At 33.3% G+C, this 15,835-nt stretch carries 14 protein-coding genes; 6 read left to right on the top strand and 8 right to left on the bottom strand.

Annotated elements, in window-relative coordinates; genetic code table 11:
* Positions 1–28: 28 nt before the first annotated feature.
* Complete coding sequence (locus D9R05_RS03890; RefSeq protein WP_121665926.1) at positions 29–643, bottom strand: hypothetical protein; 615 nt, start codon at positions 641–643, stop codon at positions 29–31.
* Between the two features lie 110 nt (positions 644–753).
* Between D9R05_RS03890 and metG the strand changes: the two genes are divergently transcribed.
* Entirely contained in the window at positions 754–2,814 is a 2,061-nt protein-coding gene (gene metG / locus D9R05_RS03885; RefSeq protein ID WP_121665925.1) for a methionine--tRNA ligase, read from the top strand.
* Positions 2,815–2,823: 9 nt separating this feature from the next.
* A complete protein-coding gene (locus D9R05_RS03880; RefSeq protein WP_121665924.1) occupies positions 2,824–3,726 on the top strand; it encodes a histone deacetylase family protein in 903 nt (300 codons plus the stop codon).
* Between the two features lie 199 nt (positions 3,727–3,925).
* Here D9R05_RS03880 and D9R05_RS03875 read toward each other — a convergent pair whose 3' ends face one another.
* The 4 genes from D9R05_RS03875 to D9R05_RS03860 form a co-directional block, all read right to left on the bottom strand.
* A complete protein-coding gene (locus tag D9R05_RS03875) occupies positions 3,926–4,393 on the bottom strand; it encodes a CBS domain-containing protein (protein ID WP_121665923.1) in 468 nt (155 codons plus the stop codon).
* Between the two features lie 106 nt (positions 4,394–4,499).
* Positions 4,500–5,330, bottom strand: coding sequence for a ferritin-like domain-containing protein (locus D9R05_RS03870; RefSeq protein WP_121665922.1), 831 nt, complete (start codon positions 5,328–5,330; stop codon positions 4,500–4,502).
* A 46-nt stretch (positions 5,331–5,376) separates the two neighbouring features.
* Positions 5,377–6,114 carry a ferritin-like domain-containing protein gene (locus D9R05_RS03865; protein WP_121665921.1) on the bottom strand — a complete coding sequence of 246 codons (738 nt, stop codon included), beginning with the start codon at positions 6,112–6,114 and terminating at the stop codon, positions 5,377–5,379.
* 177 nt (positions 6,115–6,291) lie between these two features.
* Positions 6,292–6,624, bottom strand: a complete 333-nt coding sequence (locus D9R05_RS03860) for a single-stranded DNA-binding protein (protein ID WP_121665920.1) — start codon at positions 6,622–6,624, stop codon at positions 6,292–6,294.
* 197 nt (positions 6,625–6,821) lie between these two features.
* Here D9R05_RS03860 and D9R05_RS03855 point away from each other — a divergent pair, with 197 nt between their 5' ends.
* Complete coding sequence (locus D9R05_RS03855) at positions 6,822–7,598, top strand: amidohydrolase (protein WP_121665919.1); 777 nt, start codon at positions 6,822–6,824, stop codon at positions 7,596–7,598.
* Here D9R05_RS03855 and D9R05_RS03850 read toward each other — a convergent pair.
* Both D9R05_RS03850 and D9R05_RS03845 read right to left on the bottom strand, forming a co-directional pair.
* Entirely contained in the window at positions 7,585–9,198 is a 1,614-nt protein-coding gene (locus tag D9R05_RS03850) for an Ig-like domain-containing protein (RefSeq protein ID WP_121665918.1), read from the bottom strand. The genes D9R05_RS03855 and D9R05_RS03850 overlap by 14 nt on opposite strands.
* A gap of 47 nt (positions 9,199–9,245) precedes the next feature.
* A complete protein-coding gene (locus D9R05_RS03845; RefSeq protein ID WP_121665917.1) occupies positions 9,246–9,926 on the bottom strand; it encodes a ComF family protein in 681 nt (226 codons plus the stop codon).
* A gap of 62 nt (positions 9,927–9,988) precedes the next feature.
* On the opposite strand from D9R05_RS03845, the gene D9R05_RS03840 reads away from it, so the two are divergent.
* Genes D9R05_RS03840 through D9R05_RS03830 form a run of 3 tightly spaced genes read left to right on the top strand, consistent with a single transcriptional unit; the run spans position 9,989 to position 12,700 of the window.
* The gene (locus tag D9R05_RS03840; RefSeq protein WP_121665916.1) at positions 9,989–10,870 is read left to right on the top strand and encodes a hypothetical protein; all 882 of its coding nucleotides are present in this window, start codon (positions 9,989–9,991) and stop codon (positions 10,868–10,870) included.
* Positions 10,871–10,918: 48 nt separating this feature from the next.
* Entirely contained in the window at positions 10,919–12,463 is a 1,545-nt protein-coding gene (locus D9R05_RS03835) for a glycine--tRNA ligase (protein ID WP_121665915.1), read from the top strand.
* Entirely contained in the window at positions 12,464–12,700 is a 237-nt protein-coding gene (locus D9R05_RS03830; protein ID WP_121665914.1) for a hypothetical protein, read from the top strand.
* 77 nt (positions 12,701–12,777) lie between these two features.
* On the opposite strand, the gene D9R05_RS03825 is transcribed toward D9R05_RS03830, so the two are convergent.
* On the bottom strand, positions 12,778–15,570 hold the full coding sequence (locus D9R05_RS03825; protein ID WP_121665913.1) for a BspA family leucine-rich repeat surface protein: 2,793 nt from the start codon (positions 15,568–15,570) through the stop codon (positions 12,778–12,780).
* Between the last annotated feature and the right edge of the window lie 265 nt (positions 15,571–15,835).

The following is a 15,835-nucleotide window of genomic DNA, read 5'->3' as shown; positions in this document are numbered from 1 at the left end:
CTTTTAAAATAACTATGTAAGCTTTTACTTATTTCTTTTTGAAAACAGATTTTGAGTCGGAATTATTTTCTGGTCTTCCTTCTTCATCGCTGTAATCAAACTCATACATGTCTCCTTTATAATGACCAGAAAAATCTACTATATCATTTTCATCATCCCAGTTTACAGCTTCTCCTTCAAATATAAATTCATACGGATTTTTGCTAACAACTGTTATTTCTCCAGAGATTATCTCATAGTATTTGAGGGTAGGATTTTCTGCTGTTCCACTTGCTATACTAATATCAGAAAAGTCTGAAAATGTATTAGGTGCTTCTCCCTCAAAAAAACTATAATCACCTGTTTCTAAGTTTTCATTCGTTGTAAAAAGTTCAAAATAAATACTGTTAAAGATTTCATCTTCAGGTTCTTCATTTTCATCAACTTCTGTAGTAACAAATATTATATCTGTATTATGTAAGCCACTTTCATTACCATAATATTCTAATGCGCCAGCTTTTAAAGGAAAAGTATCTCCGTCAAAAACGAATTGGTTTTCTTGGGTTGGGGTGTTATTGTCATTTCCTGAGTCATCATCACTACTACAAGCTGTAGCAAACACAAGCGAAACTAATAAAAACGTAATAAATTTTAATTTTTTCATCGTGTAAAATTTTAGTTAAGAAAATCTAAAAATAGTCAAAATTTACTTCTGCGCAATTCTTTATAAAAAATACGCTTGTTTTCTTACCTTTACGCATTAAAATTTATGAAATGAGTACACCAAAAAGATATACAATTACTGCTGCTTTACCGTACACGAACGGTCCAATTCATATAGGTCATTTGGCGGGTGTTTACGTTCCTGCCGATATTTATACACGTTACCTAAAGAAAATGGGAAAAGACGTGGTTTTTGTCTGCGGAAGCGATGAACACGGTGTGCCCATTACCATAAAAGCAAAAAAAGAAGGCGTTACGCCACAAGATATTGTCGACAAATACGATGGAATCATCAGAAAATCGTTTCAAGAATTTGGGATAAATTTTGATAATTATTCCCGTACTTCTTCAGAAACGCATCATAAAACCGCTTCAGCATTTTTTAAAAAATTATATGAGGAAGGAAAATTCATTGAAGAAGTCACCGACCAATTATACGATGAAGAAGCAAAACAATTTTTAGCCGATCGTTTTGTGGTAGGAACTTGCCCAAAATGCGGCTTTGAAGAAAGTTACGGCGACCAATGTGAAAAATGTGGAACCTCACATAATGCAACCGATTTAATAAATCCGAAATCAGCCATAACCGGTGCAAAACCTATTTTAAAACAGACACGCCATTGGTTTTTACCTTTAGATCAATACGAACCTTGGTTAAAAGAATGGATTTTAAAAGAGCATAAAAAAGATTGGAAATCTAATGTGTACGGGCAATGTAAATCTTGGATAGACGACGGTTTGCGTCCGCGTGCGGTAACGCGCGATCTGGATTGGGGAATTCCTGTTCCTGTTGAAGGCGGAGACGGAAAAGTACTTTATGTATGGTTTGATGCGCCAATCGGTTATATTTCAGCAACAAAAGAATGGGCAGAACGTGAAAATACCGATTGGGAAAAATACTGGCGCGACGAAGACACCAAATTGGTTCATTTTATAGGAAAAGACAACATTGTTTTTCACTGCATTATTTTTCCGACAATGCTAAAAGCGGAAGGTAGTTACATTTTACCCGATAATGTTCCCGCAAATGAATTTTTAAATTTAGAAGGTAATAAATTATCCACGTCAAGAAATTGGGCGGTTTGGTTACACGAATATTTAGAAGATTTTCCGGGTAAAGAAGATGTGTTGCGTTATGTGTTAACTGCAAATGCACCGGAAACAAAAGATAACGATTTTACATGGAAAGATTTTCAGCAGCGAAATAATAGTGAATTAGTTGCGATTTTCGGTAATTTCATCAATAGAGTTGTAGTACTTACGAATAAATATTACGACGGAAAAATTCCTGCTCCAGCTGAATTAAATGAAATTGATCAACAAACTTTAGCAGAACTTAAGGCTTATCCGGCGGTAATTTCAAGCTCTATTGAAAAATATAGATTCCGCGAAGCGCAAGCCGAAATGATGAACGTGGCACGTTTAGGAAATAAATATTTAGCTGATGAAGAACCGTGGAAAACTTTTAAAACTGATAAAGAACGCACACAAACCGTGATGTATGTCGCGCTTCAAATTGCTTCTGCTTTGGCAACTTTAAGCGAACCATTTTTGCCGTTTACTTCAAAAAAATTGAGTAAAATTTTGAATTTAGGTGATGCTGTATATTCGTGGGACGATATTTCTACTGAAAAAGCTTTATTAAAAGAAGGTCACCAAATTGGCAAAGCTGAATTGCTATTTGCGAAAGTGGAAGATGATGAAATTCAAAAACAGCTGGATAAGTTAGAAGCTACTAAAAAAGCAAATAAAACCGAAGCTGAAGAAGTAATTCCGCAGAAAGAACTGATTGAATTTGATGATTTCACTAAACTGGATTTACGCGTAGGAACCATTATTGAAGCTGAAAAAATGCCGAAGGCTAAAAAATTATTGGTCTTAAAGGTTGATACGGGAATCGATAAAAGAACCATCGTTTCGGGTATTGCAGAACATTTTAAACCTGAAGAAATTGTAGGAAAAAAAGTTAGTGTTGTCGCCAATTTAAAACCGATAAAATTGCGTGGAACGTTAAGCGAAGGGATGATTTTAATGACTGAAAATGCTGAAGGAAAATTGGTTTTTGTGAATCCAGATGAAGATAATGTTAAAAGCGGAACAATGATTTCTTAAGAAATTTCTATGCTTAAAATTGCTTTTGACTCAAGTTACGTTTATCCGTTGCCACCGAAACATCGTTTCCCGATGGAAAAGTATGAGTTGCTTCCGCAGCAATTATTACATGAAGGAACCTGTACTGAAGAGAATTTTTTTGTACCTGAAATACCGAATGATAAATATATTTTAGCCGTTCACGATGCTGAATATTATTATGATTTTCTGAATTTAAAATTAAGTCAGAAAGAAATTAGAAGAACCGGATTTCCACTTTCTAGAGCCTTAGTTTATCGTGAGCGATTAATTGCTGGCGGAACGATAAAAGCTGCAAAATTTGCGCTTCAATATGGAATTGCTTTCAATATCGCTGGGGGAACCCATCATGCTTATACAAATCGTGGAGAAGGTTTTTGTATGCTGAACGACCAAGCCATCGCGGCACGCTATCTTCAGCAAAAAAAATTGGCAGATAAAATTTTAATTGTCGATTTAGATGTGCATCAAGGTAATGGAACTGCAGAAATTTTTGAAGGTGATGATTCTGTCTTTACATTTTCCATGCATTGCGAAAAAAACTATCCGTTTAAAAAAGAAAAGTCAGATTTAGATATTGGATTACCGGTTGAAACAAAAGACGAAGAATACTTGACGGCTCTTGAGAGAACTTTGCCAGATTTGTTAGAAAACGTAAAACCTGATTTTGTATTTTACTTAAGTGGTGTGGATGTATTGGCTACTGATAAATTAGGGAAGCTAAGCTTAAGTATTGAGGCTTGTAAAAAAAGAGATCGTTTTGTATTAGAAACGCTAAAAGCTAATAATTTACCAGTGGAATGCAGTATGGGTGGAGGTTATTCTACAGAAATAAAACATATTGTTGAGGCGCATGCAAATACTTATCGTCTAGCACAGGGAATTTATTTTTAATTTATTAGTGTATGAGTAATTTTTTAGCTTAAAAAACATATCACTATTGTTGGGTTTCGGTAAATCAACCGTTAAGAATTTTTACTTCTGTAATATAAAAATCATAGCTTTATGTGAATACTGTTTAACTTCAAGTCTTGATTCTTGGTTCAAAAAGCGAAGCGATCTTGTTTCTTTATGGGGCAACAATGATTCTTAATCAGCTTTTCCAATTATATCCGTGAAGTTCTAGCGCTGCTTTTAGTACATTTTTTTGACTAATTAAACCTACTAGCTTTCCGTTTTCGCAAACCGGAAAACGTCTTATTTTTAAGCTTAAGAATTTATTGGCCACATCAAATAAATTCATGTCCGGAGAAACCGTTTCTACTTTTTTAACCATATAGTTTTCAACGTTCATATTATCCATTGGTTGATTGTAATAACGGGACTCAGAAAGCTGCTTAATACAATCTCCTTCAGAAATAATACCAACTAATTCATCTTTTTGATTAACTATGGGGCCACCGGAAATTCTATTTTTTATGAGGCTTTCCATTACTTCAAGAATATGTTGCCCTTCTTTAAAAACAAACATATTCCGGGTCATAAAATCTTCAACTTTAATATTCTCTGATAATGAGGCTTCTTCTCCAATATGTTTTCCTTGAAAGCTTTTAATTCCCATAACTAAAAAGTTTAGATTCACTTAAATATAAGTATTTTAGCTGAGATTTGGAAATAAAAAAAGTCCCGCTATACACGGGACTTTTTAAATAATAATTTTATATAGCTTACTGAACTATAAATAAACCAGCAATATCTGAAGCTTCTTGACCGGTTAAAATTTCGTCATAAGCTTGAGAAGACGCTGCAGCAGTAAACGGATCTCCACTTCCAAGTGTAGATACATCTACTCCCCCTTGAATTAAGTTTTCTTCACCATTATAAACTGCCTGTGTCTGAGATGGCATGTTGTCACCTCTTTCATTTAAGGTGATCCATCCGTCAAGAGAACGTAGTCTTCTAATTTCTGAAGCGTGACGAGCTTCTACCGAGTGAATTTGCAATGCAGTTGTTAATACATCTGGATTACTCATTACATTTCCTGCTTGACCTTTATATGCTCTCACTCCTGTATCTTCAAATGCTTGAGCTAATGCCAATAATTGTCCGTAAGCAGTTTCTTGTCCTGTTCCATCTTCGTTGAATGGATCAAATAAACCTCCGGCTGTAAAATCAAACTCAGGAGAAGGAATAGAACTAGATCCTAATGCGGTTTGTAACAAAGTTACGTGGGCATTTTCATGTTTAGCAATTTGCATATAAATCTGTTCTGGTTTACCGGTTGGTAAAACTCCAGAATCAAGTGCTTTATTATAGAATTCAGCTTCTAAATATTCTAGCGTTAATGCTAATTGTAATGCATCTGTAATAGAATCATTTTGAAAAGCAGTTGTTGTAGCTCTTGCTTTTTGACTTACTGCACCTAATCCGAAAGGTACAGCAGCCATGGCAGCTTTCTTACCTAAAGAACTAAATGTATTTAATGCGTCTCTTCTTGAAGAACCTCTGTCTTTTAAATTATCAGAAGTAAATTCGTCTAAAAATTTTATAATACTCATAATGTTTTTTTTAAATGTTAGTGATTTAATTTGATTGCCTTAAAAATTATGGCAATTCGTTTGCAGTAAATGGAGTGGTGATAAAACCTCCTGCAGCTTCAATAATTACTGAAGGGTTTTCTGCACCGTCTAATCCTGAAGAATCAATAATATCATCTCCTGCAAATAGTTTAAAATCATCCATATCTCCACCTCGAATACTTCTAATAGCTGCGGCATGTCTTGCTTCTACTGAAACAATTTTACCCGCAATTACCAAATAAGTTCCGGTTTCAATAAGTTTACCAGCTCCATTATAAGCTTTTACACCAGTATCTTCTAACAACTGTGCTGTACTTAATACAGAATCTCTATTGTTAAAATCTACACTAGAAAAATCAAATTCTAATGAACTTGGTAACACTACATCAGCATCAAAATTTTCATTTAAAGCGGCATTAAAAAATTCACGGTGGTTTACTTCGTGATTATATAAATCTTGTAAGATATTTTTTTCTTCCATAGCAGCTCCAGACCAATAACTTCCGTTAAGAACTCTGGTATAAAACTCTGCTTCAAGCTGTTCTAGTGCATATGCATAATTAAGAACTCCAAGGTCTCCTGCTCCAAGATCAAAAACATCCGGATCTGGATCTGTTGGCTCTGTAAAATCATCATCGTCGCTACAGCTTAACAATAAACCTGTACCAGCAACAGCAAGTCCACTCATTTTTAAAAATCGTCTTCGGCTATTTCTACTTCCTCTTGAAACAGCTTCTTCTACTTTAATTTTTTTGTTTTTCATAATTCTAAGTTTTGTTAATCTACACGAAAATTACGGAGCAACTTGCCGTTTGGTTTTATTTGAGAGGTTAAAACTTTGTTATTCGCTGTTAAAAAGAGTTAATTACTGGCGTTTTTTACATTAATTTCATTTTCATTAATATAAATTAACAAATGTTTAATTTTGTTAATTTTGAATTTATTTTTTCATCATCACCAATTCTTGACAAACTACCTCAGTAATCCACTTTTTTTCACCTGATTTATCTTCAAAGGTTCTTGAAGCTAATTTACCTTCCATGACAATTTCGTTTCCTTTACTTAAATAATTTTCTATTATTTCAGCAAGTTTTCCCCAAGCTACAATATTATGCCATTGCGTTTCTGTTATTTTCTCACCTTCTTTGTTCTTATAATTTTCATTCGTAGCCAAAGAAAATTTCGCTAATTTTTTTCCATTTTTTAAACTAATAATTTCCGGGTCGTTTCCTAAGTTTCCAATTAATTGAACTTTGTTTTTTAAAGCATTCATAATATATCTATTTTTTATATTGAATTTCATTAGTTCCATTCAACAGTGCAAATATGTATTGAAATGTAGTTTTTAACTGGTTGATAAATAATTGTTTACATTTAAAATCGTTTACAAACATTTGTAGTCGTTTGTAAATGATTATTTCTATCCTTAGTTTTTTAATGCATTCCTATAGATTTTTGTAATTTTAGAGTATGGAAAATTTACGCGTTAGTCTATTACAAGTTGAGCTTTATTGGGAAGATATTGAAGCCAATCTAGATATGTTTTCAGCTAAAATTGAAGAGCTAGAAAAACCTACCGATTTAATAATTTTACCGGAAATGTTTTCTACAGGTTTTTCTATGAATGCGGCATCACTTGCTGAAACCGAAACAGGAAAAGCGGTAACATGGATGCAAAAAATGGCAAAAAAACATGAAATAGCCTTAACCGGAAGTCTTATTATTAAGGATAAGGGCGAGTACTATAATCGCTTATTTTTTGTTTTTCCCGATGCTACTTTTAAAACCTACAGTAAAAAACATCTTTTTACATTGGCAGGTGAACAAAAAACATATAGTCCCGGAAAAGAAAAATTGATGATCAATTATAAAGGCTGGAAAATTTGTCCTTTAATTTGTTATGATTTACGTTTTCCGGTCTGGTCTAGAAACACAACAGATTACGATCTTTTATTATACGTTGCAAATTGGCCGGCAAAAAGAACTCCCGCTTGGGATGCTCTACTAAAAGCCCGTGCCATTGAAAATATGAGTTACACAATTGGGTTGAACAGAGTGGGCGAAGATGGGAATAAACATGCCTATTCTGGGCATTCTGCAGTTTACGATATGTTGGGAACACATCAATCTACTAAAAATTTTGACCGTATCTTTTCGGAAACTATTACGCTGTACAAAGATAAATTAATCGATGCTCGCGAGCGATTTGGTTTTTTAAGGGATCGGGATGAGTTTACTTTAAAATAAAGGTCTCGCTAAAATCCCAATTGGGGCGAATAGTAAAACTTTTAGGGTAATAAAAAACTTTTTCGGGTTGTCGTTTTTCTAGATAACTTCCGGTATCCCAAATGCCATTATTGTTTTCATCATAAATTACCCGAACGTAATATGTGCTGGGTTTTAATTGATTAAAAACAAATTTGTTTCCGTCTTTTTCTTGGTGAATTAGTTCGCGATAAACTTCATCTTTTTCAGTAATCACTTGAACAATAATTGGATAAGATTGAATGTTTTCTACAGTGAAATTTAAATTTCCTAACTCTGAATAAGCCTTGGTTTTTAAGGAATAGGCTAAAGTGTCATTTTTATTACCGTAAAAATCTGTAAATGATCCGGGCAATAATTTTATTTTGTATTGTTGATCTTCTTCTTTTTTGAAATTGAAAATAAACTTATTGTTAAAATTATCTTTTGTAGTGCTAAACGAAACTTGTAGCGAATCTCTATCTAGAATTGAAATTTTATCGGCATCTATTTTTTCTAGCGGAGTATTAGCAGTTACTTCAAAATTCTCGTCAAATGCAAGTGCAGCTTTTGGAGATGCACGCATTTCTAAAGAATCCGATTCCATATCTCTAATTTTTACCACTAAACTATCAGAATAATCCTTGTTAGAAACCATAAAAATGAGGCTGTCTTGCTCAATAAAAGGTTTGTGCCAATAATGCAATGTATCTTTATCTGGATCTTTTATAATTCTATAATCAAATTCTTCCGGTTGTGTAGAAAGTAAGTCAATGCTTGTAGCTTCAGACTTTCCTTCATAACCAAAAATTAAATGATTTTTAGACAGTTGTTTTGTTCGCTTTATTTCAAAATTTAATTGCTCTTTAAAAATTTTCAATTCAAAAGAGTTATCGGTGGGAACCTCAATAGGTTCAGCTAAAAATCCAATTTTATCGCTTTTTGGCTCGTAAGTATAATTGTTGTTATTGTCTTTTAAAGCTACTATTTGATAAGTTCCGGCTTTCATATTTTCAACAGAAAAAGAATAAACGCTGTCTTTTGTATAGGCAATATATTGTGGTGGTTTTTTATATATTGTAGAATCTGTGTAGGTAGAATCTACTTCGTAAAGCATAACGGCAATGTTAGCTTCAATTTCTCTTTTTAATGAGTTAATGGCAGTTCCACTAATACTCAGGGAGTCTATATAATCACCGGTTGAAAAAACATAGCGGAAATAAGAAAATGGATTTCCTTCATTATTATCAACAATGCTGTTTCCAAAATTGATAGAATAGGTGGTGTTTTCTTTTAAAGTGTCACTAATTCTAATTCTAATATTTTTGCTAGCGCTTCCTAAAGGCGATATTTCCGGTTTAGGATTTAAAGGTGGAGATACAATAATTTGCTCTTGCGCGTCTTCTAATTTAATGTATTCGTTAAAGTTTATTCTGATTTCCTTGGTGGTAACATTCGTCGAAAAATTTTCTGGAGAAGCACCTACAAAATTTGGCGGAATAGTATCTAAGGCTCCGCCGGTTGGCATCCCTTTTTTGGCACAGTTATACATATTTGCAGCCAACAGAATAAAACAAAAAACAAGTAAAAAGCGCTTTAGCATTCTTTCAGGAAATAAATTTTTACACAAAGAAACAATTATTTTTTTTACTAGATAGTAATTGCCATTGTAGCAACACTAATTTTTACATCTGGACTTTCTTGCAAAATTGTGGCACAGGTTTCTAAAGTAGATCCGGTAGTAACAATATCATCTACTAAAAGAATGTGTTTCCCGGTGATTTTTTCTTTTTGTTGTAAACTAAAATGATGTGGTTTTATAACAGCACGAGCCAAGCGACCCTTAAAAACCTGGGTTCTTGTTGCAGATTTTTTGATAAGTACATTGCTTTCATACGGAATGGAAAAATGATTTGCCAGGGTTCTACCAAAGCCTTCAACTTGATTGTAACCGCGTTTTTTTAACCGCTTTTTATGAAGCGGCACCGGAATGATGACATCTATATCTTTAATCCAATTGGTTTCTTCCAATTCAGTTGCAGTCCAAGAGCCCAAATAGGCACTAACTTCTTTTTCACCTTTATATTTTAACGCGTGCAAAAGACGTTGCGTAATTCCTTTTTTATAAAAAAAGAGCAACGAAGTAGCATTTACTAAAGGAACTCTTCCATAAAATACTTTTTTTACCGTATTTTCGTTATCTAGATGAAAGTTGGTAAGTGGCAATTGATGTCTGCAAAACAGACAAATAAGATCTTCGTTTTTAAGAAGAGTTTTATTGCAGGTTACGCAAGTTTTAGGAAAAAATAAGTTGAATAAATCAGCAATCACGTTAGCTCATAATTTTTACCTTAAAATAGTAAGGTACAAAATATTGCGTTAATCTATTCTATATGAGTGAAAAAAGGAATACAAAGGTTCTAAAAATATTAATTGCTATTTTATGTATTTGTTTGGTTGGTCTGGGCATTTATACGGTAAACTTTTATCAAGAAAATAAGCAAAATAATAGTTTAGTTGAGAAAGAAAATGAGCAATTACAAAAAGAATTGCAGGAGTTGAAAGAAGATTATCAGCTTTTAATGGAGCAGCATAAGAACTTGAAAATTGATTTAAAAGCTGAACAAGATCGAATTGCAGAGTTGACAGATAGCCTTAAAAAAATGAACGGTAATTTAAGTAGTCTGCAAAAATACCGTATGCAAGTTGAAGTGCTTAAATTAGAAAAACAACGTTTAGTTACTACAGTAGATAGTTTATCAAAAGAAAATACTTTTTTACGCTCAGAGATTGACAGTACATCCAGCATTCTTGTTAAAAATCAGCGGATTATTGATTCTGTAAATACGCAAAACAAACAATTAGCCGAAAAAGTAAAAAAAGCTTCCGTGTTACAACTTTCAGAAATTAATGGGCAAGCGGTTATTTTACGTAATAATAAAGAGGCTGTAGAAGTAACCAATGCCAATAGAGCAGAACAATTACAAGTTTGTTTTACCATAAACGAAAATCCAATTATTGAAGCAGGAGAACGACAGTTGTTTGTGCAAGTAATCAATCCTAAGAATAATTTATTAGGCTCAAAAAAAACAATCAAATTTAAAGAGAAAACCTTACGCTATAGTTCGGTAAATTCTATTGATTATAATAATGAGCAGTTAGATATTTGTATGCTAGTTAAAGTTGCCGAAAAAGGCTTAAAAGAAGGGCGCTATGTCATTAATATTTTTGATAGTGCAACCTTAATCGGTTCTACCAGTTTTACTTTAAAATAATTTTTCTCGCAGGCTACTTTAATTCAAAGGGTTTTTTATTTTTGCTTTATGGCAAAACAACAAGACACTTTTAAGCAAGTAATTGCGCACGCAAAAGAATATGGTTATATTTTTTCATCTTCAGAAATTTATGACGGGCTGAGCGCAGTTTACGACTACGGACAAAACGGAGCAGAGTTAAAAAAGAACATCAAAGAATATTGGTGGAAAAGCATGGTGCAATTGCACGAAAATATTGTGGGCTTAGATGCTGCAATTTTAATGCATCCAACCACTTGGAAAGCTTCTGGTCACGTAGATGCGTTTAACGATCCGTTGATTGATAATAAAGATTCAAAAAAGCGTTATCGAGCTGATGTTTTGGTAGAAGATCACGCCGAAAAAATCAATCAAAAAGCGCAAAAAGAGATTACAAAAGCGCGTAAACGTTTTGGCGATAAGTTTGATGAAGCTGAATTTGTTAACACCAATCCGCGTGTAATTCGCTATAAAAAAGAAGAAAAGGAAATTTTAGAGCGTTTAGCAAAATCTTTAACCGAAGAAAATTTAGCCGACGTAAAAGACTTAATTGAAGAATTGGGAATTGCTTGTCCGGAAAGTGGGTCTAAAAATTGGACCGACGTGAAGCAATTCAATTTAATGTTCGGCACAAAATTAGGTGCTTCTGCCGATAGCGCAACCGATTTATATTTACGTCCGGAAACCGCGCAGGGTATTTTTGTAAACTTTGCCAACGTACAAAAAACCGGGAGAATGAAAATTCCTTTCGGAATCGCTCAAATAGGGAAAGCCTTTAGAAATGAAATTGTAGCGCGTCAATTTATTTTCCGTCAACGTGAGTTTGAACAAATGGAAATGCAATTTTTTGTGCGTCCCGGAGATGAACTTAAATGGTTTGAACATTGGAAAGAAACACGCCAAAATTGGCACGCTTCGCTAGGTTTAGGGGAAGAAAATTACCGTTTTCACGATCACGAAAAAATGGCGCATTATGCCAATGCAGCAACCGATATTGAATTCAACTTTCCATTTGGTTTTAAAGAATTAGAAGGAATTCACTCGAGAACTGATTTTGATTTAAAAGCACACGAAGAACATTCTGGTAAAAAATTACAGTTTTTTGATCCCGAAATGAACAAAAATTATGTGCCGTATGTAATTGAAACATCAATTGGTTTAGATAGAATGTTTTTGGCGGTTTTTTCTAGTTCTTTAAAAGAAGAGGAATTGGAAGGCGGCAGCACACGAACGGTTTTAAAACTACCGGCTATTTTAGCGCCGTATAAAGCAGCTATTTTGCCTTTGGTTAAAAAAGATGGTCTACCTGAAATTGCTCGTGAATTGATGGAAGAATTACAATGGGATTTTAATGTAAGCTATGATGAAAAAGATGCTGTAGGAAGACGTTACAGACGTCAAGACGCTGCCGGAACACCATTTTGTATTACTATAGATCACGACACCAAAGAAGATAATCAAGTAACCATTCGTCATCGCGATACGATGGAACAAAAACGTGTGCCGATTTCAGAAGTCAAAAATATCATTGCAAAAGAGGTAGATTTTAGAACTTGGATGCAAAAAGGTAAATAGATGATTTTAAAGAATAAGAAATTTTGGAGATACATGAGTTTAAGTGCAATGGCAATATTTATGTTGTTATTAATAGCACGTTTTTTTCCGATTGGAAAGGAATATATTTCAATGACTGTTCAAAATATATTTATTGTTGTTTATTTTATAGCCGAAGCAAAATACCAAAGATTATTAGTAAGCGAGAAAAACGCTAAAATTCAAGAATTAGAACTAGTCTTAAAAAAGAAAGAATAAAGTTTCTTCATATTTAAACCAAAAAAGCACCGTTAAATCCGGTGCTTTTTTTTGATAGTTGTATTCTTGTGAAAAATCTATTTTTTTACAAATCGTTTGGTTACAGTTCCTTGGTTTGTGGTAATTTTAATAAAATAAATTCCATTGCTTAGGTTTTCTACATTAAGTTGTTTTTTGTTGTTAACAACTGTTTCTATCTGGATACCGTTAAGGTTAAAAAGCTTTAATTTTTTTATCTCAGCTTTATTCTTAGTCTCGATATTCAATATGTTCTGTGTCGGATTAGGATACAAACTAATAGAGCTTTCAAAGATATATGGATCAGTACTAAGATCATCAATAATTTCAGTAGAAGCCATATTGGTAATAATAGGCGCATTAAAATCAAAATAAATACGCGCATCACCTTCAATGAAATCTCCAACTGCTACATCGCTTTTCGGTTTAATTTTATAAGCTACAAATCCGTGACTTGCAGGTTCATTAGTATTTTCGTCGGGAAGATTTATATTATCAAAAATAAATTCTACTTGGTTTTCATCTGTAATTTCAATGTGGTAATTATGACTTGCACTTACCGGCTTTAAGGTGCTGTAATCTAATTTTGGATGAAGCGTATCTAAAATCCGAACATTAATGGCACTTGCTGTTCCTGTATTTTGAAAACGGATAAGATAATCTAAATATTCATCGGTCTCTTCTTCATAAATCTCCTCGCCTTGTAAAACTTGTTTATCATTAGGGTCGTAAGAATTTACCACGACTTGATCAAAGATAAATGTGTTATCAGTTGGCGTATTGTCGTTAGCGTTAGGTGTCACTGTGGCGTTAAAGTTTAAAATATCATTGCCGTTTACTGTGGGCGGCTGAAAAGTTTGCTGGGTAAAATCAATTTTTTGATTGGTAAGCGGTTGTAAATTAGTAATGTCAAAGCTTAATTGATTTGTGGTAGTAGAAGTTGGCGTTACACTAGCACTAACAAAGCTTTGCATGGCGTCATCAAAATCTACGGTTACCGTTGCGTTAGCAACATTTTGAGTTCCTAGATTTTCTACTACTAATTGGTAGTCAGCTTCAAAACCGGGCCGCGCTTCACTAGTAGGTAATAATGTAATATTTAAATCTTCGATATTTTGATTGGCAGTAACACAAAAATCGACTACTTCAGTAGAAGAAGTATTAAAAGTTACATTTTGGCTTGCCGGACTTATAGAGTAATAGCTAGGATAATTCATAACTGAAACGGTAAAATTAGTACCAATTGTTCCTAAAGTATAGCTGCCATTACTCGAATAGGTTTTTAAATCATCTGTACCGTCGTTTGCGTTAACCATAAAACCTGAAACCCCTTGATCGGCTGGATCGCAACCATTATTATTTTCATCATAGGTTATTTCGCCGTTTATGGAGTTGCAATTTGGCGATTGGCTATCACTTAGAATATTCCACCCTAAAATGTTTTCTAAGTAATCGTGCGAACTTTGATCGCAATATTCAAGTCCATCAGCTACTAGAAATCCATTCATCAAACCTAAAGTATTTAAATGGCTCAAAAAATAGTCGTAATTATTAATATCCAAACCAGAATTAGATAGAAAGTTAGTTAAATTTGTGGTGTTTATTTCCCAAGCCGATAAATCCTGATTAAATGTAGTTGCATTAAAAAAAACTCCTGTCATAAAAGTTACGTTCGAAACATCCCAATTATTGAGAGGTTGGTTAAAGGAAGTGGCTTTGTAAAACATACCCGACAAAAGACTAACATTTGAAACATCCCAATTATTTAGAGGTTGGTTGAAAGAAGAATTAGAAAAAAACATTTCCCCCATGTTGGTCACATTCGAAACATCCCAATTTTCAAGAGAATGATTAAAAGACATTTGAATACCTGTGTTTTTTGAAGCAAACATTTCCCCCATGTTAGTGACATTCGATACATCCCAATTATCAAGAGGCTGATTAAATTCCCCATTGCTTGTAAACATAGAATTCATATTAGTTACATTAGATGTATTCCAATTATTTAGAGGTTGATTAAAAGAATTTGCGTTTTTGAACATTCCTGACATATCAGTTACATTAGATGTATTCCAATTATTTAAAGATTTATTAAATACTCCTGTAGAAGAGAACATTCCTGCCATATTAGTTACATTGGATACATCCCAATTTTCAATATCCTGATTAAAAGCTGCGGCATTAGAGAACATGCCTACCATATTAGTTACATTGGATACATCCCAATTATCTATTGATTGGTTGAAACTATAAGCCTCCCAAAACATAGACTCCATATTGATTACGCTCGAAACATCCCAATTATCAAGTGGTTGATTGAATGAGTCTGCATAAGCAAATAAGTAACTCATATTAGTCACATTTGAAACATCCCAATTATTAATTGATGAATTAATGAAATTTACTTCTCTTAACATAGAACTCATATCAGTTACTTGGCTTAAATCTGGAATATCCGTTGCATTAATATTTAAATTATCACACCCGTAAAAGGCTTCACTCATAGAGTACCATTGAATATCACCCCATTGCTCCACAGAAGCGATTTTATCTTCCATATTAGATGTGGTAAACCAATAGTTTCCAAAGCATATTCTAGGGAAATCCCCAGTAATACTTACTGTATATATTCCTGAAGAATTGTAGGTATGAGAAACGTCGCCCGTTACATTATTTTCTACAGTTCCATCTCCAAAATCAATGGTATAATTATAACCTGTTCCTTTAGTAGGAATTGTAATATCTAAGCCATCAAATGATGAAACCCCCCATGTAGTAATAAACGGTTGGTTTTGTGCATTTATAGTAAAAGATATAAATGTTAAAAAAATAAGAGTGTAAAGATTTTTCATAAAATTAGTTTTAACGCTAAGCAATATAAAACAAATTTTTAAAATAAGTTAAAAAAATCTAAAAGTAAGCTCGTAATTGCACGCTTTTTTCCTAATTTTAGTAGGCAAAAAACGCTAAAATTCAAGAATTAGAACTGGCCTTAAAAAAGAAAGAATAAAGCTTCTTCATATTTAAACCAAAAAAGCACCGTTAAATTCGGTGCTTTTTTGGTTTAAACATTAATTGATCAAAAACAATATAACTAAACTAATAGTTTGATTTTAT

Origin of the sequence: Mesonia aquimarina (assembly GCF_003667275.1) — a bacterium.
Classification (GTDB): Bacteria; Bacteroidota; Bacteroidia; order Flavobacteriales; family Flavobacteriaceae; genus Mesonia; species Mesonia aquimarina.
The sequence above is the reverse complement of the archived record's forward strand: the minus strand, read 5'-3'. Positions and strand labels throughout refer to the sequence as shown.

Excerpts from the sequence above, each read along its gene's own strand:
- D9R05_RS03825 (WP_121665913.1), bottom strand. The coding sequence starts at position 15,570 with ATGAAAAATCTTTACACTCTTATTTTTTTAACATTTATATCTTTTACT.
- D9R05_RS03835 (WP_121665915.1), top strand. The coding sequence starts at position 10,919 with ATGGCAAAACAACAAGACACTTTTAAGCAAGTAATTGCGCACGCAAAA.
- D9R05_RS03850 (WP_121665918.1), bottom strand. The coding sequence starts at position 9,198 with ATGCTAAAGCGCTTTTTACTTGTTTTTTGTTTTATTCTGTTGGCTGCA.
- D9R05_RS03865 (WP_121665921.1), bottom strand. The coding sequence starts at position 6,114 with ATGAAAAACAAAAAAATTAAAGTAGAAGAAGCTGTTTCAAGAGGAAGT.
- D9R05_RS03855 (WP_121665919.1), top strand. The coding sequence starts at position 6,822 with ATGGAAAATTTACGCGTTAGTCTATTACAAGTTGAGCTTTATTGGGAA.
- D9R05_RS03890 (WP_121665926.1), bottom strand. The coding sequence starts at position 643 with ATGAAAAAATTAAAATTTATTACGTTTTTATTAGTTTCGCTTGTGTTT.
- D9R05_RS03860 (WP_121665920.1), bottom strand. The coding sequence starts at position 6,624 with ATGAATGCTTTAAAAAACAAAGTTCAATTAATTGGAAACTTAGGAAAC.
- D9R05_RS03830 (WP_121665914.1), top strand. The coding sequence starts at position 12,464 with ATGATTTTAAAGAATAAGAAATTTTGGAGATACATGAGTTTAAGTGCA.
- D9R05_RS03880 (WP_121665924.1), top strand. The coding sequence starts at position 2,824 with ATGCTTAAAATTGCTTTTGACTCAAGTTACGTTTATCCGTTGCCACCG.
- D9R05_RS03870 (WP_121665922.1), bottom strand. The coding sequence starts at position 5,330 with ATGAGTATTATAAAATTTTTAGACGAATTTACTTCTGATAATTTAAAA.
- D9R05_RS03840 (WP_121665916.1), top strand. The coding sequence starts at position 9,989 with ATGAGTGAAAAAAGGAATACAAAGGTTCTAAAAATATTAATTGCTATT.
- metG (WP_121665925.1), top strand. The coding sequence starts at position 754 with ATGAGTACACCAAAAAGATATACAATTACTGCTGCTTTACCGTACACG.
- D9R05_RS03875 (WP_121665923.1), bottom strand. The coding sequence starts at position 4,393 with ATGGGAATTAAAAGCTTTCAAGGAAAACATATTGGAGAAGAAGCCTCA.